We start from the raw sequence: 20,726 nt of genomic DNA on the forward strand, positions 1-20,726 counted from the left end.
TCGCGCTGCCGGGCTCGTTCACCCCTGGCGTGGGGGTGGCCGTAGCGGGTGCGGAGGGCTGTACGGATTCGTCTGCGGCAACATGGACAGTCCACAGCGGCGGTGGGGTCGCGCCCCGCCTTCCCGGCACATCCGCTCCGGCAGGTCTGGGTGCGGCTCCGCGGCGTCGTGTCCGGGGAAGCCCGGCGCCCCACGGCGGAGCGGGCGGTCCGCCCGTCGCCGCAGGCGCGCACCGGACCGGCCGGTCACACCTCGCCGCCGGAGATCGACGAGCTGTACCACCACCGCAGGCTGGACCTCGTACGGCTGGCGCTGTTCCTGGTCGACGACCTGCCCACCGCGGAGGACGTCGTGCAGGACGCCTTCGCCGCGCTCTACCGCCGGCACGGCGAACGGCTGGCCGGCGTGGACGACCCCGAGGCCTACGTGCGCACCAGCGTGGTCAACGGGGCCCGGTCAGTGCTGCGCCGGCGCAGGACGGTGCGGGCCCACGTCCCGGAGCGCGAGGGGCACGCGCCGCCGCCGGAGGAGTACGTGCTGCTGCGCGAGGAGCACCAGGAGGTGCTGACCGCGCTCGGCCGGCTGACGCGCAGGCAGCGCGAAGTCCTCGTCCTGCGGTACTGGTCGAACCTCACCGAGGCGCAGATCGCGGACACGCTGCGGCTGTCCCGCGGCACGGTGAAGTCCACCGCGAGCCGGGCGCTGGACGCCCTGGCCCGCCACTTGGAGGCATCGTCATGACAGCTGTCGTCGACCGGCCCGACCGGGCCGCGACCGAGGAGCGCCTGCGCGCCGCGCTGGACGCGAAGGCCCGCACCGTCGGCCCGGACAGTCTGCGCCGGGCGGTCCCGCCGTCCGCGCTGCCCCGCCCGCGGGTGCGCATGCGCGCCGCCGCGGTGGCCGTGCTGGGGCTGGCGGCCGCGCTGGCGTGCGTGCTGCTCGCCGTGACCGCCGCGCAACGGGACAACCGCCCCGTGCCACCGGCCAGCCCCACCCACTCCCGCAGCGTCCCCGAGCAACGCCGCGACGGCCCGCACCCCTCACCGGTACCGACCGGCAGAACACCGACCGGCGAGGGCACACCCGGCACCGCCCCGCTCCCCGAGCCGGCCGAATCGGGCGCCGCGCAGAGCGGACCGGGACCGGCCGCCGTGACAAGGTGAGCCGCCCGGGGCAGGCGGTGATCAGCAGAACCAGCCGTCCTGGACCCAGCCGTGGCGGTTGATGTTGCCGTAGGCGAACCCGTAGGCCCAGCCGCTCTGCTTGCTCTCCACGGTGAAGGTCTGGCCGCTGTAGAGGGTCCCCATCCAGGCGCCGCCGGGGGCGGTGCGCACGTACAGGTCCTGGGCGCACACGGTCTCGCGCTCGCCGATGGTGCCGTTGGCCGCCTGGGCGGGACCCGCGGACACCAGCAGGCCCGCGGTCAGGGCGACGGCGACCGCGGCCGCGCGGATGGTCGGGTGGGTGCGGAGTACGGGCATGGTGGTTCCTTCCTGCGTTGGGGGGCGGCTCACCAGGAGCCGTAGCCGCCGAGGCACTCGATGCGGACGTAGCCCCAGTCGCCCTTGCCGAAGTCGAAGGTGGCGGCCCAGCCGTTGTAGACGGGGTGGGCGCCGCGGGTGTGGCCGACCTTGTTGCCGTAGCCCAGGACGCGGATCAGGCCGCTGGGTCCGGAGGAGCTGTCGTAGTTGGCGTAGAAACTGGCGCTCTGGCACACGATGACCGCGTGCTCGGGCGGCACCACCGCGTGTGCCGGCTGGGCCACGACCGTGAAGGCCGCTGCGGTGGCCGTCGCGGCCAGCGCCTTCGTCAACGTCCTCATGTGTCGTCCTCTCGTGCGTCGCGTGGATCACCGAGTCCGCGCATCAGAATGACGTGACGGGATCTATGCGGGTAGAGCGACGGGATGAATTTTACATGGCCATGACACTCGCCTCACCGTCGCTCACTGCCCTCCGGCGCGCTCCGACGGTGCCCCCGCGGGCGTCCCGCGCCCGACGGACACGCCGTCCTCGCACGCCTCGGCGCGGCTGAGGGCGGCGGCGCGGGTGTCGGGCATGAGGACGTAGACGACGAGCGAGACCAGCGCGCAGCCGGACACGTACCAGAAGAACGTGCTCTCGTGGCCCGCGTTCTTGAACCACAGGGCCACGTACTCCGCCGTCCCGCCGAAGAGCGCGTTGGCGAGCGCGTACGGCAGCGCGACGCCCAGCGCCCGGACCCGGGTCGGGAACAACTCGGCCTTCACCACGGCGTTGATGGAGGTGTAGCCGGTGACGACCGTGAGGGGGATCAGGGACAGCCCGAGCGCGGGCCAGTAGGACGTCACCGAACCGAGCGCGGTCATGACCGGGTAGGTGCAGACCGCGCAGCCGACGGCGAAGCCGATCAGCAGGGGGCGTCGCCCGACGCGGTCGGACAGCGCGCCCGCGAGCGGCTGGAGCAGCGCGAAGACGGTCAGGGCCGTGAAACTCACCAGTGTGGCCGTGGTCCTGGCCATCCCCGCGCTGCCGATGAGGTACTTCGTCAGGTAGGTGGTGTACGTGTAATAGGCGACCGTCCCGCCGAGGGTGAGCGCCATGACCAGCAGCGCCTGGCGCCGGTGCTGCCACAGCAGGGCCAGCGATCCGCGCGCGTCGGCGGGTTCGGCGGCGGCCTCCTCCGCGAAGGCGTCCGTCTCCTCCAGCCGGCGCCGGATCCACAGCACCACGACGGCGAGGAGCGCACCGAACACGAAGGGGATCCGCCAGCCCCAGTCCGTCAACTGGACTTCCGTCAGCACCTGCTGAAGGGCGATCAGCACCGCGAGCCCCAGCAACTGGCCGCAGGTCATGGACACGTACTGGAAGGAGGAGCCCAGCCCGCGCCGGTCGCGGGCGGAGGCCTCCGTCAAGTAGGTGGCGCTGGCCGCGTACTCGCCGCCGATGCTCAGTCCCTGCACCAGCCGGGCGACGAGCAGGACGACCGCACCGAACGGGCCGGCCGAGGCGTGGGTCGGCGCGACCGCGATGAGCAGCGCGGCGACCGACATCATCGTGACGCTCAGCGTCAGCGCGCTCTTGCGGCCGTGCCGGTCGGCGGCCCTGCCGAGCAGCCAGCCGCCGACAGGGCGCATCAGGAAGCCCACGGCGAAGACCCCGGCGGTGTTCATCAGCCGGGTGGTCGGGTTGCCGCCGGGGAAGAAGGACTCGGCGAAGTAGACCGCGAAGCTCGCGTAGACGAACCAGTCGTACCACTCGACGAGATTGCCCAGCGAACCGCCGGCCAGGGCGAGGCGGCGCCTGCCGCGCTCGTCCCTGGGCGGACGCGCCGCCCCGGCGGGAGGCTGCGGCGTGGCGGCGTTGGAGGACATGGCGGCTCCAGAGGAAAGGCCCGGTGGGGGACGGGGTCCGGTGCCGGGGTCCAACGCGCCGCGCGGCGCCGCGGTTACGGGACGCCGAGCTCGAAGAGCGCGTACCCCGCGTACGAGCCCGAGGCCAGCGCGGCCATCCCCAGCAGCACGGCCCGGTGCGGGGCCCTGAGCCGGCCGAGGGCGAGGGCGAGCGGGATGAACAGCGGGAAGGCCGGCAGCAGGTAGCGGGAGATGTTGCAGAAGATCTGCTGGGTGCCGAGCACCGTGACGACGGTGAGGACTGTGTAGACGACGAGTTCGACGGGCGGCCGCAGCCGGATCAGCAGCGGGATCAGCGCGATGTCCAGCAGGACCACGGCGACGCCGATCAGGTCGGCGAACGGGAACGCGGACAGGTAGTCGAAGTGGCCCACCGGCACCGAGGTGAACACGTCGACCGTGTAGCGCCCCCAGTCGAAGGTGTGCGCCCACGCGCCTTCCTGGAGCTTGAAGTAACCGCCGTAGTCGCCCATGCGGTACCCCACCCACCCGAGGTAGCCGAAGAGCCCCAGCGGCGCGACGGCGATCGCGGCCAGGGGACGCAGCACGCCGGAGCGCCGCCGGTCGCGCACCACGGCGAGCAGCGCCGCGACGGTGAGGGCGGCGATCAGCGCGGTCGCGGTGGGCCGGGCGAGGCCGGTGGCGAAGGTCAGCAGTCCCGCCGTGATCCAGCGGCGGTCCATGACGGCGTGGCAGGCCCAGACCGCGAGGGCGACGTAGAGCGATTCGGAGTATCCCGTCCACTCCATGCCGGAGCCCGGCCACACCGCCCACAGCCCCGCGGCGGCCAGGCCCGCCCGGTGCCCGCCGAAGCGCGCGGTGACGGCGTACACGCCGAGTGCGGCGACGAACGAGCAGACGACGGAGACGAGCATCCCCGCGCCGTACAGGCCGAGGCCGGTGCACTCGGCGACCAGCCGCATCACCGCGGGGTAGAGCGGGAAGAAGGCCGCGGAGTTGCCTTCGAGGGTGATCAGCCCGGTGGCCCCGGGCACGGGGACCAGGGCGGGGTGGTAGCCGTGGGCGGCGATCTGCTGGTACCACCAGCCGTCCCAGCTGGCGAGGACGTCCCAGGGGTGGGCGCCGCCACCGAAGCGCGGGTTCTTGGTGCGGTAGTCGCCCGCCCACGACAGCAGCAGCAGGAAGACCGCGAAGCCGGCGAGCTTCAGCGTCCCGTACGTCGCGAGGACCTGGAACCGGCGGGCGGCGCGGGAGGGTTCCGGGCGCGGGTCGGCGGCCGGGGGGCAGACGTCGGCGGGCACGTCGAGGGTGCCGTGCGCGAGGGTCATCGGGAACCGGTCTCCGTCCGGGGAGCGTGCCGGCCCGGGAAGACCCAGGACCGCAGCAGCAGGAAGCGCAGGAGTGTGGCGGCGAGGTTGGCGGCCACCAGCGCGCCGGTCTCGACGCGGTGCCCGGCGCCGGGTGCCGCGTGGTGCAGCGCGGCCAGCGCCCCGCTGGTGAGCGCCAGCCCGATCAGAAACGCCACGAGCCCGCGGACGTGGTGGCGGGCGGCGCCCGCGCGGCCGCGCACGCCGAAGGTGAGCCGGCAGTTCGCCGCGGTGTTGGCGACCGCGCAGACCAGCAGGGCGAGCGCGTTGGCGGCCTGCGGGCCGGCGGCGGGGCGCAGGGCCGCGTACAGCAGCAGGTATCCGGCGGTGCTGACAACGCCGACGGCCGCGAAGCGCAGCAGTTGGGCCGGCAGTCCGCCCGGCGGCCCGGTCTCGGCGGCGCTGCGGCGCAGTGCGGCGAGCGGGAGCCGGCCGGCGGCCAGTGCGCGGCCGATGCGCGCGATGCCGCGCAGGTCGGCGAGGGCGGTGGACAGGATGTGCACCCGGCTGTCGGGGTCGTCCACCCAGTCGACGGGCACTTCGTGGATGCGCAGCCCGGCGCGCTCGGCGATCACCAGCAGCTCGGTGTCGAAGAACCATTCGCCGTCCTCCACCATCGGCAGCAGCCGTTCGGCGACGTCCCGGCGCACGGCCTTGAACCCGCACTGCGCGTCGCTGAAGCGGACGTCGAGGGTGGAGCGCAGGATCGCGTTGTAGCAGCGGGAGACGACCTCGCGCTTGGGTCCGCGCACGACGCGGGAGCCGCGGGCCAGCCGCGTGCCGATGGCGATGTCGGAGTGCCCGGAGATGAGCGGGGCGACGAGCGGCAGCAGGGCGGCCAGATCGGTCGACAGGTCCACGTCCAGGTAGGCCAGCACGGGCGCCGTCGAGTGGGACCACGCGGCACGCAGCGCCCGGCCCCGCCCCTTCTCGGCCAGGTGCAGCCAGCCCGCCTCGGGGAGTTCGGCGGCGAGGCGGGCCGCGATCAGCGGGGTCCGGTCGGTGCTGGCGTTGTCGGCGACGGTGATCCGGAACGGGTACGGGAACGTCTCGCGCAGATGGGCGTGGAGCCGCCGCAGGGACCGCTCCAGGTCCGCTTCCTCGTTGTGGACGGGGACGACCACGTCCAGGACCGGTTCCTGGTGCCGGGCCGGCAGCGGGAGGCGTTCCCTCAGGATGCCGGGAGGTTCGTTTCTCATGGTCTGTCCGCATCTGCTCTCTGCGTCGGGGCGTGCCGGGCCGTGCCGGGACATGCCGGGCCGTGCCGGGGCCGCCTCATGGGCGTGCCGACGGCACCGGGGGGCGTTCGGTGGGGTGGGGTGGTGGCGTGGGGGGCGGCGGGCGCCGGGGGGCTATCCCGTGCCGGTCGCGTTCCCGTACGGGCTGACCGGCGGGGAGGTCGTGGAGGTGGCCCCGCCGGACGCGGTGCCGCCCGCGGTGGCACTGTTCGTGGCGCTGTTGGTGGCACTGCCCGTGGCACCGCCGCCCACCGACGCGGTGGCGGTCGACGGGCTCACGGGGAGGTCCGTGCCGGCCACGGTCGACGTCCCGCCCGTGGCCGGGCCGCTCGGTGGCGAGAACGTGGGGCTGGAGGTCGCGCTGCCGCTGGGGCTCGGCGCGTCGGACGACGTGGAACTCGGGTACGCCGTACCGGACGTCTGCGCACCGCCGGGGCCCGCCGGCACCACCTGGCCGGACGAGGAACCGGGCAGCAGGACGAGCGCGCAGGCGATGGCGGTCACCGCGACCGCCGAACTCCCGGCCTGCCAGGCGGTACGCACCCGGCGGCGGGCGACGACACCGCCGCGCAGCCGTTCCCGGTGCCGGGGCTCGAAGGGGGTGTGCCGCTCGGAGGCGTGCATCATCCGCGCGAGTCGCCGCTCGAAGTCGTCCATGGAGCCCATCGAGTCCATGGGGGTCACGGGGTCCGTGCGGTCGCCGGCGTCACTGCGGTCCATGGGGTCCATCCCCTCGCCCTCCTCCCTCATCTCCCTCACCCCACCGGCTCGATGACGTCGGCCAGCAGGTGCCGCAGTCGCGCGATGCCGCGTGAGGCGTGCGACCGGGCGGTGCCCAGCGGGCAGCCCAGCGCCTCGGCGACCTGCGCCTCCGGCAGGTCCTGGTAGTAGCGCAGCACCACCGCCGCGCGCTGCGGTGACGGCAGTTGGGCCAGGGCCGCCTCCAGCCGTGTCCGTTCGGCCACGGCGGCGGACACGTCCCCGGCCGCGGCGCGTTCCGGCACCTCCTCCACCGGCCGCTCCCCCCACCACCGGCGCCGCGCGGAGCGCGCCGCCGCCCGGGCCAGCACCTTGCGCACATACGGCTCGGGGGCCTGGGAGCCCACCCTCGGCCAGGCGAACCACAATTTGACCAGCGCGTCCTGGAGCAGGTCCTCGGCCCGGTGCCGGTCACCGCCGGTCAGCAACCGTGCAAGGTGGAACAAAGCGGACCAGCGGGCTGCCACGAACTCATCGAACTCGTCGGTCCGCGTCGAACCCATCAGCACCGCCCCTGCCCTTCACAGCCTCTTGCACCTCTTGAAAGACGCCGGACCCCGCGCCACTATGCGGCCGGCGCCCGTGATCCCCGTCACACGCCTGCGCCCCCGGGTCCGCGGGGGCCGGGGGCACGGCGAGCGCACCGGGCTACGGGACGGGGTGGCGGTGCGCGAGGGCAAGGGCGACGGAGACGAACTCCTGGACGAGCGCGTCGTGGCGGCTGCCGTCCCAGGCCAGGCACACGCGGTTCGGGCCGATGTCGGACAGCTCGACGTGGGTGACGTCGGGGCGGGTGTAGTAGGAGGCGGTGGACAGCGGCAGCACGACCACCCCGCGCCCGGCCGCCACGCTCTCCAGCTTCTCCTCGACCGTGCGGAACGCCGGGACCGGGGCCGGGCCGGCGGTGCGCAGTTCCTGCGCGATGTCGCGCCACTCGGGGACCGCGTCGGGATCCTGCAGCAGGTGCTCCCCGGCGAGGTCGGCGATGGAGAGGGAGTGCTTGCCCGCGTAGCGGTGGTCGGCGGGCAGGACCGCGACGCGCGGTTCGGTCATCAGCTCGCACATGCCGAGGCCGCGGGCGTCGAGCGGCATCCTCACGTACCCGACGTCGACCCGGCCGTCCCGGACGGCCTCGGCCTGGTCGTTCCAGCCGGTCCTGACCACCTCGACCGACAGCCCCTGGTGGCGCCCGGAGAACTCCCGGACCGCGCCGGTGACGATCAGGCCCGGCATGAATCCGACCGTGAACGTCCCGGGGCCGCCGTGCGCCGCGCGGGCCACCCGGCGCTGCGCCGCCTGCGCCGCCGCCAGCAGGGGCCCGGCGTCGGCGAGGAGCTGCTCCCCCGCCGGCGTCAGTGCGGTGCTGCGCCGGTCGCGGGAGAACAGCTGCGCCCTGAGCTCGTGCTCCAGCGACCGGATCTGCCGCGACAGCACCGGCTGCGCGATGTGCAGCCGCTCCGCGGCCCGCCCGAAGTGCAGTTCCTCGGCCACCGCGACGAAATACCGCAGCTTGCGCAGATCGAGGTCCATGGGCACCTCCTCGCGGCCGGACTCCTCCCGACCGAGCCTATGCGCGTTCCGGCGAACGGACGACGCGGTTCAGGAGCCGTTCGCGAGGGCGGCCAGCGGGTCCAGGCGGGCCGGGGCCCAGCCCAGCTCGCGGCGGGCGCGGGCGCCGCTGATCCGCTGGTCGAGGGCGAAGGCCTGGGCGATCGGGCCCATCCGCTCCTCGGCCTCGGCGAGCGAGAGCCTGCGGACCTCGCCGGGCCGGCCGGTCGCCCGGCTGACCGCCTCGCTGATCTCCGCGGCGGTCGGGAACACGTCGATGGTGCCCGCGTAGACCGAGCCCGCCGGGGCGCCCAGGGCAAGCGCGTACAGCTCGGCGATGTCGTCGACGTGCACGACGGACCAGTGGTTGGCGCCGTCCCCGATGCACGGCACGGCACCGTCGGCACGCCCCGCCCCGGCGTAGAACGTCTCGACCAGACCGGCCGAGCGGCCGAGCACCACGCCCGGCATCACGACCACGGGACGCTCGCCGGTGGCGGCGCGGGCCAGGACCCGCTTCTCGTTCTCCAGCCGCCAGGCGGTGAGCCGCGGCGGGTCGAGGGGCGCGTCCTCGTCGACGACGCCGTCGGTGTCGCCGTACACCCAGATCCCGCCGGTGTGCACGTACGGGCGGGGGCCGGCCCCGTCCTGCAGCGCCTCGGCGGCCGCCCGGTCGACGTCCGCGGTGTCCGGGCCGGCGTGCTGGCCCAGGTGGACGACCCCGTCGGCGGCCCGGGCCGCCCCGGTGAGCAGGGCAGTGTCGGTCAGCGTGCCGCGGACGGCGGCCGCCCCGAGCCCGTTCACCACCGCCGCCGACTCCTCGCTGCGCACCAGGGCACTGACCTGGACGTCCCTGCGCACCAGCGCCTTGATCGTCGCCTGTCCGATGTACCCGGACCCTCCGGTGACGAAGACCTTCATGCCGCTCACCTCTCTGGTCGTCCCGCCGGCTCCTGGCGGGATGCGATGCCGTCGAGTCTTGCCGCGGGCCGCCGGGGCGGTCCAAGACCTGTCGCGGCGTCTGTGATGCCCCGCGGGTATCACTCCTGGCCGGCGGGGGTCAGGAAGAGCGGCGTGACCGAGACCGGGACGCGGACGGTGCCCTCGCCGCCCTCGACCGCCACCGGGGCACCGAAGGCGTCCACCGCCTCCGGCGCGGCGTGCGGCCACGGCAGGTCGAGGGGCACGGCGGGCAGGTCTTCGCCCGTGAGGAGATCGCCCGCGGACCACAGGACGTACAGCGGCGCCCTGCCGTCACGGGTGATCTCGAAGGCGTACGGACCGGTGTCCGCGCCGGTGTCGAAGGGGCGCACGGCCGTGGCGCCGTCGAGGTGGGCGGCCAGGCGGGCGAAGGCCTCGCCGGAGGGGTGCCGCCGGGTGAGGGCGGTGCCGTCGTAGTCCATCAGGGCCAGCTTGCCGAAGAGGAATCCCATCACGTTGAGGCGGTCGCGGTACCCGGGGATCTCGGGGGCCAGGTTCCAGCAGACCGTACGGGTCACGCCGGAGGCGAGGGCGAGGATGTTGCGCGTGACGATCTGGCGGCAGTTGATCCGGTCTCGACGCGCGGCGAGCCCGGGCGGGCAGTCCTCCATGAGCATCCGCAGTTCCGCGGGCAGTTCGTCCGCGCGTGCGTAGAGGTCGCGCATGGTGCGGCGGTCCGGGGTGTCCGCGGGGTCGGCCGGCGCGGCCCGGCCGGCGAAGGCCACCGTCATCGCCCGCTCGAACTCCGCCTGTGCGGCAGGGAGTTCGAAGAGAGTGGGCCCGTTGTACTCCCCCGCCACCACAGGCCGTTCGTAGCCGTGCCGGCGCATCATCGCGCGCGCCAGCCCGATCTGGGCGGGGATGTCGTGCGGGTCGCCATACAGGTGGACGGAGAAGAAGTCGAAGGCGTCGCGGCCGTGCTCGACAAGGTGGTCGAAGAAGAGCCGGGCCGGGCCGTCCTCGGGGCTCGACCACACGTCGTACCCGCAGCCGCCGAGCACCACGTGGGCGCCGGGGTCCGCGCCGCGCACGGCGCGGGCGAAGGCGGTGAGCTGGGCGACGTACTCCGGCGCCGTCCCCGCCCACAGCAGGCCGGTGTTGCTGGGCTCGTTGTCGCACTGCCAGTACGCCACGCGCCCCCGGCAGCGGCTCACCAGGCGGGAGACGAAGGCTTCGTACCGCCGTATGTCATGGGCGGGCGAGGAGGGCAGGAATCCGGTGGGCCGGCGGGTGGCCCACGGAGAGCTGGAGCACACCGTGATCCACACCTCGGCCGCGGGGTCCAGCTGGGCGAGGATCGCGTCCACGACCGTCCAGTCCTCGCGGTCCGGTTCGGGCTCGACCCGGCCCCAGTGGACGTAGACGCGGACGAGGCCGGCGCCGAGTCCGCGCGCCTGCGGCACGAAGCCGTCGGGCGCGCCGAACAGGCCGTAGCCGATGCCCCGGGCGATGCCGAGGCGGATGCCGGGCGGGCCGGCGGTTGCGGTGCTGTTCATGAAGACCTCCTGGTGCGGGCGCCGTGGCTGCTTACATATATGACATAAACTCTACCTGACACGATAAACTCGCATCGTGAAGGAGACCCCGCACGGCGCACCGGCGCCGTTGATCTGGACCCGGCCCGCCCCGCGCCGGCGTCAGAGCCCGCTCGACCGCGACGACATCGTCCGGGCCGCCGTCGAGGTCGCCGACGAGGGCGGCGCGCAGGCGCTGACCATGGCCGCGGTCGCCGGGCGCCTCGGGCCGTACACCCCGATGGCGCTCTACCGGCACGTCCTCAGCAAGGACGGCTTGATCGACCTCATGCTCGACGCCGTGACCGCCGAGATCCCGCTGCCCGACGCGCCCGGCGACGACTGGCGCGCCGACCTGCGCACGGTCGCCACCGGCAGCTGGGCCATGGTCAAGCGGCACCTCTGGTACGCGCGGCTCGCCCCCACCCGGCCCCCACTCGGCCCGCACACCATGCGCCGCACCGAATTCCTGCTGCGGGTCCTCGTCGGCCGGGGCGCGAACGTCGGTGAGGCGATGACCTACGCGGCCCTCCTCGACCGGCACATCCTGGGCAGCGCCCAGCAGGAGGCCGAGGAGCTGGCCATGCGCCACCGCCACGGGCTGCACACCCCGGCGCAGCTCGCCGAAGCGGTCACCGCCGCCCGCGAGCTCGCGGCGGAGGGCGGCCGGCACCCCCTGCTCGCCCAGTGGATGGCGGCGCCCGAAGGCCCCGGCCTGGACGAGCAGTTCGCCTTGAGCCTGACCTTCCTCATCGACGGCATCGCGACCCGCCTGCCCGGCGGCGGGGAGAACCCGGATCGGTAGTCTGCCGATCATGGCGGAATGGGAGATGCGACCCGCTGCGGCAGCGGACGTCGAGGCGGTCGCCGAGTTGCGGGCCGTGGTGCTGCGGGCGGATCTGGAACGGCTCGGGCGGTACGACGGGCAGCGGGTGCGGCAGCGGCTGCGCGACGGCTTCACCCCGGCGCACACCCGGGTGATCGAGGTGGGCGGCGCCTTCGCCGGATGCGTGGCGCTGCGGCCGTCCGCCGGCGCCCACTGGCTGGAGCACTTCTACCTCGCCCCGCACCTCCAGGGCGTCGGCATCGGCACGGCGGTGCTGCGCGCGGTGCTGGAGGAGTGCGACCGCGAGGGCACCCCTGTGCGGCTGAACGTGCTCCAGGGCAGCCCGGCCCGGCGGTTGTACGAGCGGCACGGTTTCACCCTCGACACCGAGGACCCGGTGGACGTCTTCCTGGTGCGCCGGCCGGCCGTGCCGGCTCCGGCGGCGTCCTGAACGGCCCGCGCGGGGGCGGGGAGTTCCCCGCCCCCGCGGTTCAGCTGCGGCCGGCGCTGTGCTCCTTGCGGGCACGCCGTTCCAGGGTGCGGCGCCGACGCTCCGCGGCCGCCGCCTTCAGCCCTTCCTCGCGGCGCTTGTTGTACCCGGGGGGCTCCACGGTGAACAGGCACAGGCCGCAGACGTAACCGCCTTCGGGGCCTTCGATGACGGGTTCGAGGCAGCGCTCACAGTCCATGCCGACCTGTCCTTACTCCTCAGCCGGATGCGCCGCAGTTGTTGCAGGACCAGCGCCCCTTTGGGCCCTGGAGTACGGACGCGCCACAGTTCGTACAGTTCACTCGTGCAGTCGTACCGTACAGGGCGCCCGTGTGCCAGCGGTTCCGCTGAGTTCGCGGAGCGTCACGCCCTGTTGGGGAGCCGGTCCGAGAACCCGTGGATCCAGCCCGGGTACTCCACCGGAAGACGGCTGGCGGCGTCCAGCTCCTCCAGGTCCTGCGCGGAGAGCTCCAGGTCGAGGGCGGACAGGTTGTCGGTGAACTGCTCGGGGCGGCGGGCGCCGACGATCGCGCTCGTGACGCCGGGCCGGCCCAGGACCCAGGCCAGGGCGACACTCGCGACGGAGACTTCATGGCGGGCGGCCACCACGCGCAGGACGTCGACGACGTCGTACACGCGCTCGCGGTCGACGGGCGGGAAGTCGATCGTGGTGCGGCGGGCGCCCGCGTCGCTCTGGCCGCTGCGGTCGAACTTGCCGGTGAGCATGCCGCCGGCGAGCGGGCTCCAGACGAGCATGCCCAGCTTCTGGTCGCGGACCAGCGGCAGGATCTCGCGCTCGATGTCGCGCCCGGCCAGCGAGTAGTACGACTGGAGCGAGCAGTAGCGGGCCAGGCCGAGCCGGTCGGAGGCGCCGAGGGCCTTCATCATGTGCCAGGCGGCGAGGTTGGAGGCGCCGATGTAGCGGATCTTGCCCTGGCGCACGGCGTCGTCGAGGGCGCCGAGGGTCTCCTCCACGGGCGTGACCGGGTCGAAGTTGTGGATCTGGTACAGGTCGATGTGGTCGGTGCGCAGGCGGCGCAGGCTGTCCTCCAGCGCCTGCATGATGTGCAGCCGCGACTGGCCGACCTCGTTGGGGCCGGGACCGATACGGGCGGTCATCTTCGTGGCGAGGACCACGTCGCGGCGGCGCTTGCCGAGCACCTCGCCGAGCAGTTCCTCGGACTCGCCCGCGGCGTAGACGTTCGCCGTGTCGATCAGGTTGATGCCGCTGTCGAGGGCGAGGCCCACGATCTCGTCGGTCTGCCGGAGGTCCAGTCCGCCGACCGAGTCGTAGGGCGGGGTGCCCGCTCCGCCGAAGGTCATCGCGCCGAGGGCGATGCGGGACACGAAGACTCCGGTGCTGCCCAGCTGCTCGTACTGCATTGCTGTATCACTGCCTCTTGTGGTGCGTGCGGAACGTCTGCCGGAGGCCCGCGGCGCCTCCGTATGTGCACGCTAGGACGGTGACGGCGGACAATCCATGAGAGAAAGTCCTTCGAAGTTGCGTGATCGTCCGGAGTGACCATGGATCCGCTGTCCGACGTCCTGAACCTGCTGCACCTGCGCGCCGCCGCGCCCTCCCGGATGGAGGCGGGCGGGCGCTGGGCGCTGCGCTTCCGCGCGTATCCGTACGTCAAGGTCGGTGCGGTCCTCGCGGGCACCTGCGTGCTCACCCCGGACGGCACCGATCCGCTGCGGCTGGAGGCGGGCGACTGCTACCTGCTCACGGGCAACCGGCCCTACCAGGTGGGCAGCGACCCGATGCCGGAGCCGGTCGACGGGCACGCCGTCTACGCCGCCGCCAGGGCCCGGGCGGGCGGCAACTCCATGACGGTGCGGTACGGCGATCCCGAGGCGCCGGACCGCACGGTCCTCGTCGGCGGCAGCATCGAGTTCGACGACGTCACCGCCGGACTGCTGCTCAGCAGCCTGCCGCCGACCGCGCGCATCGCCGCCGACAGCCCGCAGGCACTCGTACTGCGGCCCACGCTGCGGCTGCTCGCCGACGAGACCGCGGCCGAACGCCCGGGCTCGGCCGTCATGGCGGCCAGCCTCACGCAGATCCTCTTCCTCCAGGCACTGCGCGCGTACCTCGAACTGGCCGCCGAGGCGGGCGAGTCCGGCACCGGCTGGCTCGGCGGCCTGAGCGACCCCCAGGTCGGCGCCGCGCTCGGCCACATGCACCGGCAGCCCGCCCACCCCTGGACGGTGGGCGAACTCGCCTCCGCCGTCGGCATGTCGCGCTCCGCCTTCGCCCTGCGCTTCAGGTCGCTCGTCGGCCGGCCGCCCCTGGACTACCTGATGCGCTGGCGCATCCAGCGCGCGGCCGCCGCTCTCCGCGGCGGCGACCGCACCGTCGCCTCCGTCGCCGCCGAGTGGGGCTACGCCTCGGAGAGCGCCTTCAGCAACGCCTTCAAACGCGTCACCGGCCAGCCGCCGGCCCGCCACCGGGCGCTGGCGCTGCGTCAGGCGGAACGGGGTGCGGCGACGGCGGCAGGGTGAGACGGCGTCGCCGGAGACCGACATCGGCGACGAACGCCTCCGCGGCTGGCACCAGCGCCTCGACGTGCCGCGCGACACACGGTCCTGACGACGATGTCGCCGGCGCCGGTCCTGGCGTGGAACGGCAGCCAAGGATCCGGCTCCAGTGGCCTCGACCGACAGCAGGACGCGTTCCCGCTCCCGGTCGACGTGCAGGCCGACGGGGGCCGCCCCGCCGCCACGAGGGCACCCACCTGACACCGCCGCCCGGTCGGGTCCGCGGCGGTGATCCGGTGGACCGGAACCGGCACGTCAGTGGGTCTTCCGGGCGGGGCGGGCGCCGTCGAGGAGGACGAGTGCGGCGCCGGTGACCGCGGCGGCCGTGGCCGCGGTGAGGATCGTGCGGGAGGAGCGCCAGGACAGGACGGACCAGCGGGACTGGGCGGACAGCAGGGAGCCGACGCTGAGCCACGAACCGGCGGACAGCAGCGAGATGCTGGAGCCGATGGAGGCCGCGGACAGCGCGCTGCCGACCGAGCCCACGGAGAGTACGGAGCCCACGGAGCCGATCGAGAGGACGGAGTCCACGGAGCCGACGGACAGGACGGAGCGCTTCGACCACAGGGAGAGCGAGGACCCCTCGGGAATGGCAGTCATGGGTGCCATCCTGGCGGACGCGGCGGCGCGGCGCGGGTGCTCCGGGAAGGGGACCGGCCCGGCCCCGGCCGGGCGTACGCCGGCTACTTCCGGCCCAGCCAGATCGGGTTGGTGATCGCCAGGGCCGGTCCCGGCAGGCCCGAGGCGCCCCCGTCGGGGGCCGGGCGCCGTACCTCGGCGCGGACGTAGGAGGCGATCGACGCGGTGGTCGTCCACTCCAGGACACCGGACGCGGGCAGCAGCGCGCCCAGCATCTGGCCCTCGTCGGTCATCAGCCGCACCACGGAACCGGCCGGCACCCCGCTCGCCTCCAGGCGGACGGTCACCGACGCGTCGCGCGCCACCGGCAGCCGCTCGCCGATGCCCGCGTGCTCGCCGCGCGGCCCGCTCGCGGAGAACGAGACCTGGACGGCGGCGCTCTCGGCGATCCAGGAGGTCCCTGCCCGCAGACCGGCCTGCACGGCGCGGCGGTTGAGGCCGTCGGCGAGCACCACGGTCTGCGGCAGGCCGACGACGTCGGGGTCGCGGTGCGCGTCGGAGTTGCCCATCGCCGGAATCCAGTGGCCGTCGCCGCGGCGCGCGGCACCGGTCAGCAGGTTGTCCCAGGTGAGGAGCGTCAGCTCGTCGTCGAGGGTCCAGGGGCCGTTCCACACCTCGATGGCGTCGACGTCGTCGTAGCCGAACTTCCACTGGCTGGCCAGGCTCGGCGCGTAGGGGTGGGCCGGGACCACGATGCCGCCGGCCCGCCGGATCTGCCGGGTGAAGCGGCCGAAGGCGTCGTCACGGGCGCGGTAGCGCCAGTCGATCCACTCGCCGGCGTCCAGGCCGATCGCCAGGTAGTGGCCGTTGCGGGTGGTGACCTCCTCGCCCGTGAGGACCAGCAGGTCGTCGCCGGACACCTCGCCCAGGTAGGCGTGCGCCGACGTGGTGTTGTGGTCGCTGGAGTTGATGAAGTCCAGCCCGGCGGCGCGGGCGAGCGCGGAAAGCTGCTCCACGGTGCGCTTGCCGTCGGAGTGGACGGTGTGCAGGTGGCAGTCGCCCCGGTACCAGGCGCGGCCGCGGCCGGGCGCGTGGTCCGGCGGGTAGTTCGGGACCTGCGGGGCGGCCGGGGCGCCGTAGGTGAGGGTGACGGTGACGGAGTAGTCCAGGCCCTGCGGCGCCACCGTGTACGGCCCGAGGACGACGTGCCAGGTGCCCGCCCCGACCGGTCCGGCCAGGTAGCCGGGGGTCGCCGTCTCCGCGCTGATCGCGAACTCCGTGCGCGCGCCGCCCGACCAGCCGCGGAAGCCGCGCCCGCCGACGTCCGTGCCGTGCTGGTCGAAGATGCCGATGTCGCAGGCGTTGCCCTGCGTCCCCGGCGGCACGGTGGGCCGGTCGCAGCTGTACGACACCGCGATCTGCCGGACGCCGCGCGGCACTTCCACGGGCAGGTAGACGAAGTCGGCGGCGCCCGTCGGCAGGTGGCCCGTGACGACCCGGCTCTGCACGGTCCCCTCCGGGGGGACGCCGCCGGAGCCGTGGGAGTGACCGCCCGCCGATGCGGAGTCGGATGCGGCCGCGAAGCTCACGGGGGCCGGCGTCAGCACGCTGGTGGCGCCCGCGAGCGCGGAAAGCTTCAACACATCGCGTCGTTCCATCCCTTCAGCCTCACGCGTCCGGGTAACGGGAGCGTGGCGGCCGTCTGTGCAGCAGACTGCCGGACGTCAGCTCCGCGGCGGCCACCAAGAGGCGCCCGACCGGCGGACCGGATCAGGGGCCTCCGCACCCGCTTCTTGGTCGGTCAGGAACTTGACAACACAAACCGTGAGACTGTGGCGCTGTTGGATTGGCCATAGCCGCTCAGCTCCGGGCGGACGGCCCCCACCTGGGTATCGGCTGCGACATGCCTCTCGTGTGATCCAGTTGATCTAGGTTAGGGAAGTCAACCGCAGGTCAGGACCTTGCCGGCCGGGAGAGCCGACACAGTCGGCGCGACCTGTGTGAGACGAGAAGCCCCCGGTGATGCGTCAGACCTGGCTGCTTTGCCCCAAGTGCCGCTAGGGCGGCCGATACGAGGCGTCAGGGCGACACCCAAGCGCCACCAGGGTCTACCGAGGGAACAGCACTTTGGTCCGCTAATGCAGGAATGAGCCGTCGCGGTGATGCCCTCTGCGTAAGATCCACTGGACTGTGTGACGGTCGGCCTTGCATGGGGAGGGCCGCGTAGTTGGAGGGGACACCATGAGTGATACGCGGGCGCAGTTGTCCAGACAAATCTGGTCGCTCACGGATCTTCTTCGCGGGGACTTCAAGGCGTCCGAGTATGGCAGCGTTGTCTTGCCGTTCGCAGTGCTGCAGCGCCTCGATTGCCTGCTCGCCACCACTCGCCAGGAGGTGATGAACGCCTCGGCGAATTTGGCGAGCAAGGGCGAATATTCCGACACATTGCGAAATGAAGTGCTCCGTCGCGCCTCCGGGTACCCGTTCTTCAACACCGGTCCCTATGCCTTGGACGCTACCATCGCCGATCCGAGCGAGACATATTGGTTCCTGCGTGACCACGTGCACAACTATTCCGAGAATGTCAGGGACGTGTTCAGGCGCTTCGATTTCGACCGCACCATCGAACGACTGGCTCACGCTGGACTGTTACACAGGGTCGTCAGCCGGTTTCTCTCACTGGATCTGGGCCCTTCCCTCTCTGCCCGCGACATGAAATCCGTCTTCGAGGACCTTGCACGGCGTTCTGCTGAACAGGCAGGCGCAACCGGCGCAGACGAGCACGTTACCCCACGCGATGTAAGCCGACTGATGTCCACGCTATTGGTGCGGCCCGATCAGCACGCACTCGCCCTGCCCGGAACACTCCGCACGGTCCACGACCCGGCATGCGGAACCGGCGGCCTACTCGATGAGGTGGCCGAGCGGATCGAGTCCATCAACGCCGAGGCGCATGTGTACTTGCACGGCCAGGAGATTAACCCCGAAACCTGGGCAGTCGCCGGCTCGAACATGCTGATGAGTGGGCGCGACCCGGCACAGATCCGGTTCGGAAATGTTCTACGGGAGGACTTCTTCCGCAACGAGCGTTTTGATTACCTGTTGGCGCACCCTCCGTTCGGGCTTAGTTGGAGAAACGCCGAGGATCAGGTCCGTACCGAGCATTCGCGGGGTGGGCGTTACAACGCGGGGCTGCCACGCGTCAGCGACGGATCGTTGCTCTTCCTGCAGCACATGCTGGCAAAAATGAACCCGGTGGACGCCTCCGGTCAAGGTGGAAGCCGCGTTGTCGTTCTCTTCAGCGGCTCTCCCATGCAGAGCGGAGCCACTGGCTTGGGGGGCGAGAGTGACATCCGGCGATGGATCATTGAGAATGATTGGCTCGAAGGTATCGTCGCCCTACCTGACCAACTCTTCTACAACACCGGCATCAGCACGTACCTGTGGATCCTGAGCAATCGCAAGGAGCCAGCACATCAAGGCCGGGTAGCTTTAGTCAAGGCACAGGACAACTGGCAAAAAACACGGCAGTCAATAGGAAGCAAGCGGAAGTATCTCGGTCCAGATCAACTCGATGCAATTGTCAGACTCTACGAAGAGGCGCTGTCGGCTCCGGTCGGTGCATCCCCCCGCGACCAGGTGAGCGTCGTGCTGAACGAGGATCTACTGTACCGGCAGATTGTCATCGAACGCCCGTTACGACTTCGCTTCGAACTCACCACCGACGCTTTGCTCCAGCTTTCCTCCCTGCGGGCGATCCAGCGAGGGGAGCACCCCGAAGAGCTACTCAAAGCGCTGCGTGAGCTCGTCGGAACTACTTGGGCCACGAGATCCGATGCCTTCTCGGCGCTGTGGCGCGCGGCTGCCGCCGTCGGACTCACCTGGCCACGGGGTGCCGTCTTCGAAAAGAGTGTCCGAAACGCGATCGGGGTGCGTGATGACCAAGGAGAAGCACAACAGCGCCGAGGCGTGACTGAGCCTGATTTGGAGTTGCGTGACCTGGTCGTCCTGCCGCTGCGGGACGACCCACATGAATACTTCCGGACAGAGGTGCTACCCCACGCTCCGGACTCCTGGCTCGACCCTGCGAAGACTAGACTCGGGTGCGCGATCCGCCCCTCGCTGTTCTACGTCGCGGAGCTTGACGGGGAATTTAGGGCGCTGCGGGATTTCGCTCACCTGGAGGCGGAGCGTGTCAAGCTACGGCGCCCGCAGCGAGGCGAGGCAGAGCCAATCCCGCCAAAGCACCTCACAGCGTCCCATCTGCACACTGTCGACTCAGCCTTGGAACTGCCTGATGCGGAACTGGATGACTCCGAACTGACACCGTGCACCGGCGGCGACTTGGTAGGGCGCTCGGGTAACTGGCGTATTTTGCCGGCAGGTTTCGGCGACGCGGTCACTCGGCTCTTCGTGCTGCACCCCACCAAGGGAAGCGGCCGTGGGCTTTGCGAATGGCTCAACTCCCGGAAGGGCAACACTGCTTTTCCGCAGGCCCGTGACCTGCTCGACACACCTGTACCGGTGGAGTTGGTCACCTCCATCGATATCGAAGAACTGCTGGCAGAGGTGCAGGAAGGGCGCCACACACTACGAATGGCGACGGAGGGTATCCTGCCAAACGTCTTCACAGGGCCTGAGACACGCGTAGCCGAGATTCGCCAAGCTATCAGGTTTGTCGCCCGCGAAGCACGCCTTGCGGGACAATTGGTCCGCCCTTTCGACGACCCCGTGTGGCGTGCGGAGGCGAGCTATCCATTTCACGTAGCCGCCCTTGCGCGACGTTACCGCGTGAGCACGTACCCAGCCGAGCGGAAGGACGGATTGCTTAAACTCGGCGAAGGAACGGCTCGCATCCTAGGCATCCTTGCACTGCGTGAACTCATTGCGTATCACGGGAGCTTCAACAGCGCCCTACGGAAAATGTTCCGCCAAGGAGCCACCTTCGGCACTTGGACCACACTCATTCAGAGATTTCTGGATCACGTCCCAAGTCCGCAGCTACCGGAACTCGTGGCGGTCCACGAAAATAACATCACCCAATTATCCCTCAAGGACATTAAGGACCTCCGCAACATCTCCCACCATGCTCACGGGGTACGCAGGAGTCACGAACTAGACGAGGATGTCGAAAACCTTGAACCGCCTGTACTCTCGGCTATCAGCTCGGTTAACTGGCTGTCTAGCACCGACTGGTTTTGGGTAGAGCGTTGCGAATACCTAGATGACTCCTCATTCCACGTCGTTGGCCTGAGGCTACGAGGGAGCCACCCAAACTGGGAGCCTTTTAGCCGCCCGATCGACCATCCACTGCGGCCCGACAGGCTATATGTCGATGGAACTCCACCAGGTAAGCCGATGGATCTATGGCCATTGGCGATCGTCAGCCTGTGCCCGGACTGTCGAACACGGGAACTTTTCCTGCTCAATCAGATAGCAAACGACACGGCGATTCTGCGCAGCTTGGAGGAGCACGAGTTGAAAATTCCGTACCCTAGCGATCCCACGGACTGAGCTTATGAACGAGTCCACGT

General features: G+C 71.6%; 20 protein-coding genes. 6 read left to right on the forward strand and 14 right to left on the reverse strand.

What is annotated here, in order from left to right:
- Positions 1-102 precede the first annotated feature (102 nt).
- Entirely contained in the window at positions 103-741 is a 639-nt protein-coding gene (locus ABZ883_RS23830) for a sigma-70 family RNA polymerase sigma factor (protein WP_360909201.1), read from the forward strand.
- A complete protein-coding gene (locus ABZ883_RS23835) occupies positions 738-1,163 on the forward strand; it encodes a hypothetical protein (protein WP_360909203.1) in 426 nt (141 codons plus the stop codon). Before ABZ883_RS23830 ends, ABZ883_RS23835 begins: the two co-directional genes overlap by 4 nt.
- 21 nt (positions 1,164-1,184) lie before the next feature.
- Here the strand turns inward: ABZ883_RS23835 and ABZ883_RS23840 are convergent, their stop codons facing one another.
- The 10 genes from ABZ883_RS23840 to ABZ883_RS23885 all read right to left on the reverse strand — a co-directional run bounded on the left by ABZ883_RS23840 (position 1,185) and on the right by ABZ883_RS23885 (position 10,741).
- Entirely contained in the window at positions 1,185-1,481 is a 297-nt protein-coding gene (locus ABZ883_RS23840; protein ID WP_360909205.1) for a hypothetical protein, read from the reverse strand.
- 29 nt (positions 1,482-1,510) lie between these two features.
- Entirely contained in the window at positions 1,511-1,822 is a 312-nt protein-coding gene (locus ABZ883_RS23845; RefSeq protein WP_360909207.1) for a hypothetical protein, read from the reverse strand.
- Positions 1,823-1,945: 123 nt separating this feature from the next.
- Entirely contained in the window at positions 1,946-3,352 is a 1,407-nt protein-coding gene (locus ABZ883_RS23850; RefSeq protein ID WP_360909209.1) for an MFS transporter, read from the reverse strand.
- Positions 3,353-3,426: 74 nt separating this feature from the next.
- On the reverse strand, positions 3,427-4,680 hold the full coding sequence (locus ABZ883_RS23855) for a hypothetical protein (protein ID WP_360909211.1): 1,254 nt from the start codon (positions 4,678-4,680) through the stop codon (positions 3,427-3,429).
- Positions 4,677-5,918 (reverse strand): bifunctional glycosyltransferase family 2/GtrA family protein, encoded by a 1,242-nt coding sequence (locus ABZ883_RS23860; RefSeq protein ID WP_360909213.1) that lies wholly within the window; start codon positions 5,916-5,918, stop codon positions 4,677-4,679. Before ABZ883_RS23860 ends, ABZ883_RS23855 begins: the two co-directional genes overlap by 4 nt.
- A gap of 153 nt (positions 5,919-6,071) precedes the next feature.
- Complete coding sequence (locus ABZ883_RS23865; RefSeq protein WP_360909215.1) at positions 6,072-6,686, reverse strand: hypothetical protein; 615 nt, start codon at positions 6,684-6,686, stop codon at positions 6,072-6,074.
- A gap of 26 nt (positions 6,687-6,712) precedes the next feature.
- Entirely contained in the window at positions 6,713-7,219 is a 507-nt protein-coding gene (locus tag ABZ883_RS23870; RefSeq protein ID WP_360909216.1) for a SigE family RNA polymerase sigma factor, read from the reverse strand.
- A gap of 145 nt (positions 7,220-7,364) precedes the next feature.
- Positions 7,365-8,246 (reverse strand): LysR family transcriptional regulator, encoded by an 882-nt coding sequence (locus ABZ883_RS23875; RefSeq protein ID WP_360909218.1) that lies wholly within the window; start codon positions 8,244-8,246, stop codon positions 7,365-7,367.
- Between the two features lie 69 nt (positions 8,247-8,315).
- Complete coding sequence (locus ABZ883_RS23880; protein WP_360909220.1) at positions 8,316-9,185, reverse strand: NAD-dependent epimerase/dehydratase family protein; 870 nt, start codon at positions 9,183-9,185, stop codon at positions 8,316-8,318.
- A 119-nt stretch (positions 9,186-9,304) separates the two neighbouring features.
- Positions 9,305-10,741 (reverse strand): hypothetical protein, encoded by a 1,437-nt coding sequence (locus ABZ883_RS23885; protein ID WP_360909222.1) that lies wholly within the window; start codon positions 10,739-10,741, stop codon positions 9,305-9,307.
- 76 nt (positions 10,742-10,817) lie between these two features.
- Between ABZ883_RS23885 and ABZ883_RS23890 the strand changes: the two genes are divergently transcribed.
- Positions 10,818-11,564 (forward strand): TetR/AcrR family transcriptional regulator, encoded by a 747-nt coding sequence (locus ABZ883_RS23890; protein ID WP_360909224.1) that lies wholly within the window; start codon positions 10,818-10,820, stop codon positions 11,562-11,564.
- A 10-nt stretch (positions 11,565-11,574) separates the two neighbouring features.
- Entirely contained in the window at positions 11,575-12,036 is a 462-nt protein-coding gene (locus ABZ883_RS23895) for a GNAT family N-acetyltransferase (RefSeq protein WP_360909226.1), read from the forward strand.
- A 40-nt stretch (positions 12,037-12,076) separates the two neighbouring features.
- Here the strand turns inward: ABZ883_RS23895 and ABZ883_RS23900 are convergent, their stop codons facing one another.
- Positions 12,077-12,274: a hypothetical protein gene (locus ABZ883_RS23900; RefSeq protein ID WP_360909228.1), complete on the reverse strand. Its 198-nt coding sequence runs from the start codon at positions 12,272-12,274 to the stop codon at positions 12,077-12,079.
- Positions 12,275-12,438: 164 nt separating this feature from the next.
- On the reverse strand, positions 12,439-13,458 hold the full coding sequence (locus tag ABZ883_RS23905) for an aldo/keto reductase (protein WP_360909230.1): 1,020 nt from the start codon (positions 13,456-13,458) through the stop codon (positions 12,439-12,441).
- Positions 13,459-13,599: 141 nt separating this feature from the next.
- On the opposite strand from ABZ883_RS23905, the gene ABZ883_RS23910 reads away from it, so the two are divergent.
- On the forward strand, positions 13,600-14,577 hold the full coding sequence (locus tag ABZ883_RS23910) for an AraC family transcriptional regulator (protein ID WP_360909232.1): 978 nt from the start codon (positions 13,600-13,602) through the stop codon (positions 14,575-14,577).
- Positions 14,578-14,868: 291 nt separating this feature from the next.
- Here the strand turns inward: ABZ883_RS23910 and ABZ883_RS23915 are convergent, their stop codons facing one another.
- Entirely contained in the window at positions 14,869-15,213 is a 345-nt protein-coding gene (locus ABZ883_RS23915; protein WP_360909234.1) for a hypothetical protein, read from the reverse strand.
- Between the two features lie 83 nt (positions 15,214-15,296).
- Positions 15,297-16,850 carry a CehA/McbA family metallohydrolase gene (locus ABZ883_RS23920; RefSeq protein WP_360909236.1) on the reverse strand — a complete coding sequence of 518 codons (1,554 nt, stop codon included), beginning with the start codon at positions 16,848-16,850 and terminating at the stop codon, positions 15,297-15,299.
- 583 nt (positions 16,851-17,433) lie between these two features.
- Here ABZ883_RS23920 and ABZ883_RS23925 point away from each other — a divergent pair.
- A complete protein-coding gene (locus ABZ883_RS23925; RefSeq protein WP_360909238.1) occupies positions 17,434-20,706 on the forward strand; it encodes a class I SAM-dependent DNA methyltransferase in 3,273 nt (1,090 codons plus the stop codon).
- The last annotated feature ends 20 nt before the right edge of the window (positions 20,707-20,726 follow it).

The sequence above is a fragment of the Streptomyces sp. NPDC046977 genome, from assembly GCF_040644455.1.
In the GTDB taxonomy this organism is placed as follows: domain Bacteria; phylum Actinomycetota; class Actinomycetes; order Streptomycetales; family Streptomycetaceae; genus Actinacidiphila.

What these genes read in the sequence shown, in the direction of transcription:
- ABZ883_RS23915 (WP_360909234.1), bottom strand. Translation starts at nt 15,213, where the DNA reads ATGACTGCCATTCCCGAGGGGTCCTCGCTCTCCCTGTGGTCGAAGCGC.
- ABZ883_RS23900 (WP_360909228.1), bottom strand. Translation starts at nt 12,274, where the DNA reads ATGGACTGTGAGCGCTGCCTCGAACCCGTCATCGAAGGCCCCGAAGGC.
- ABZ883_RS23925 (WP_360909238.1), top strand. Translation starts at nt 17,434, where the DNA reads ATGAGTGATACGCGGGCGCAGTTGTCCAGACAAATCTGGTCGCTCACG.
- ABZ883_RS23880 (WP_360909220.1), bottom strand. Translation starts at nt 9,185, where the DNA reads ATGAAGGTCTTCGTCACCGGAGGGTCCGGGTACATCGGACAGGCGACG.
- ABZ883_RS23875 (WP_360909218.1), bottom strand. Translation starts at nt 8,246, where the DNA reads ATGGACCTCGATCTGCGCAAGCTGCGGTATTTCGTCGCGGTGGCCGAG.
- ABZ883_RS23835 (WP_360909203.1), top strand. Translation starts at nt 738, where the DNA reads ATGACAGCTGTCGTCGACCGGCCCGACCGGGCCGCGACCGAGGAGCGC.
- ABZ883_RS23870 (WP_360909216.1), bottom strand. Translation starts at nt 7,219, where the DNA reads ATGGGTTCGACGCGGACCGACGAGTTCGATGAGTTCGTGGCAGCCCGC.
- ABZ883_RS23865 (WP_360909215.1), bottom strand. Translation starts at nt 6,686, where the DNA reads ATGGACCCCATGGACCGCAGTGACGCCGGCGACCGCACGGACCCCGTG.
- ABZ883_RS23905 (WP_360909230.1), bottom strand. Translation starts at nt 13,458, where the DNA reads ATGCAGTACGAGCAGCTGGGCAGCACCGGAGTCTTCGTGTCCCGCATC.
- ABZ883_RS23895 (WP_360909226.1), top strand. Translation starts at nt 11,575, where the DNA reads ATGGCGGAATGGGAGATGCGACCCGCTGCGGCAGCGGACGTCGAGGCG.
- ABZ883_RS23910 (WP_360909232.1), top strand. Translation starts at nt 13,600, where the DNA reads ATGGATCCGCTGTCCGACGTCCTGAACCTGCTGCACCTGCGCGCCGCC.
- ABZ883_RS23855 (WP_360909211.1), bottom strand. Translation starts at nt 4,680, where the DNA reads ATGACCCTCGCGCACGGCACCCTCGACGTGCCCGCCGACGTCTGCCCC.
- ABZ883_RS23920 (WP_360909236.1), bottom strand. Translation starts at nt 16,850, where the DNA reads ATGGAACGACGCGATGTGTTGAAGCTTTCCGCGCTCGCGGGCGCCACC.
- ABZ883_RS23845 (WP_360909207.1), bottom strand. Translation starts at nt 1,822, where the DNA reads ATGAGGACGTTGACGAAGGCGCTGGCCGCGACGGCCACCGCAGCGGCC.
- ABZ883_RS23860 (WP_360909213.1), bottom strand. Translation starts at nt 5,918, where the DNA reads ATGAGAAACGAACCTCCCGGCATCCTGAGGGAACGCCTCCCGCTGCCG.
- ABZ883_RS23840 (WP_360909205.1), bottom strand. Translation starts at nt 1,481, where the DNA reads ATGCCCGTACTCCGCACCCACCCGACCATCCGCGCGGCCGCGGTCGCC.
- ABZ883_RS23885 (WP_360909222.1), bottom strand. Translation starts at nt 10,741, where the DNA reads ATGAACAGCACCGCAACCGCCGGCCCGCCCGGCATCCGCCTCGGCATC.
- ABZ883_RS23850 (WP_360909209.1), bottom strand. Translation starts at nt 3,352, where the DNA reads ATGTCCTCCAACGCCGCCACGCCGCAGCCTCCCGCCGGGGCGGCGCGT.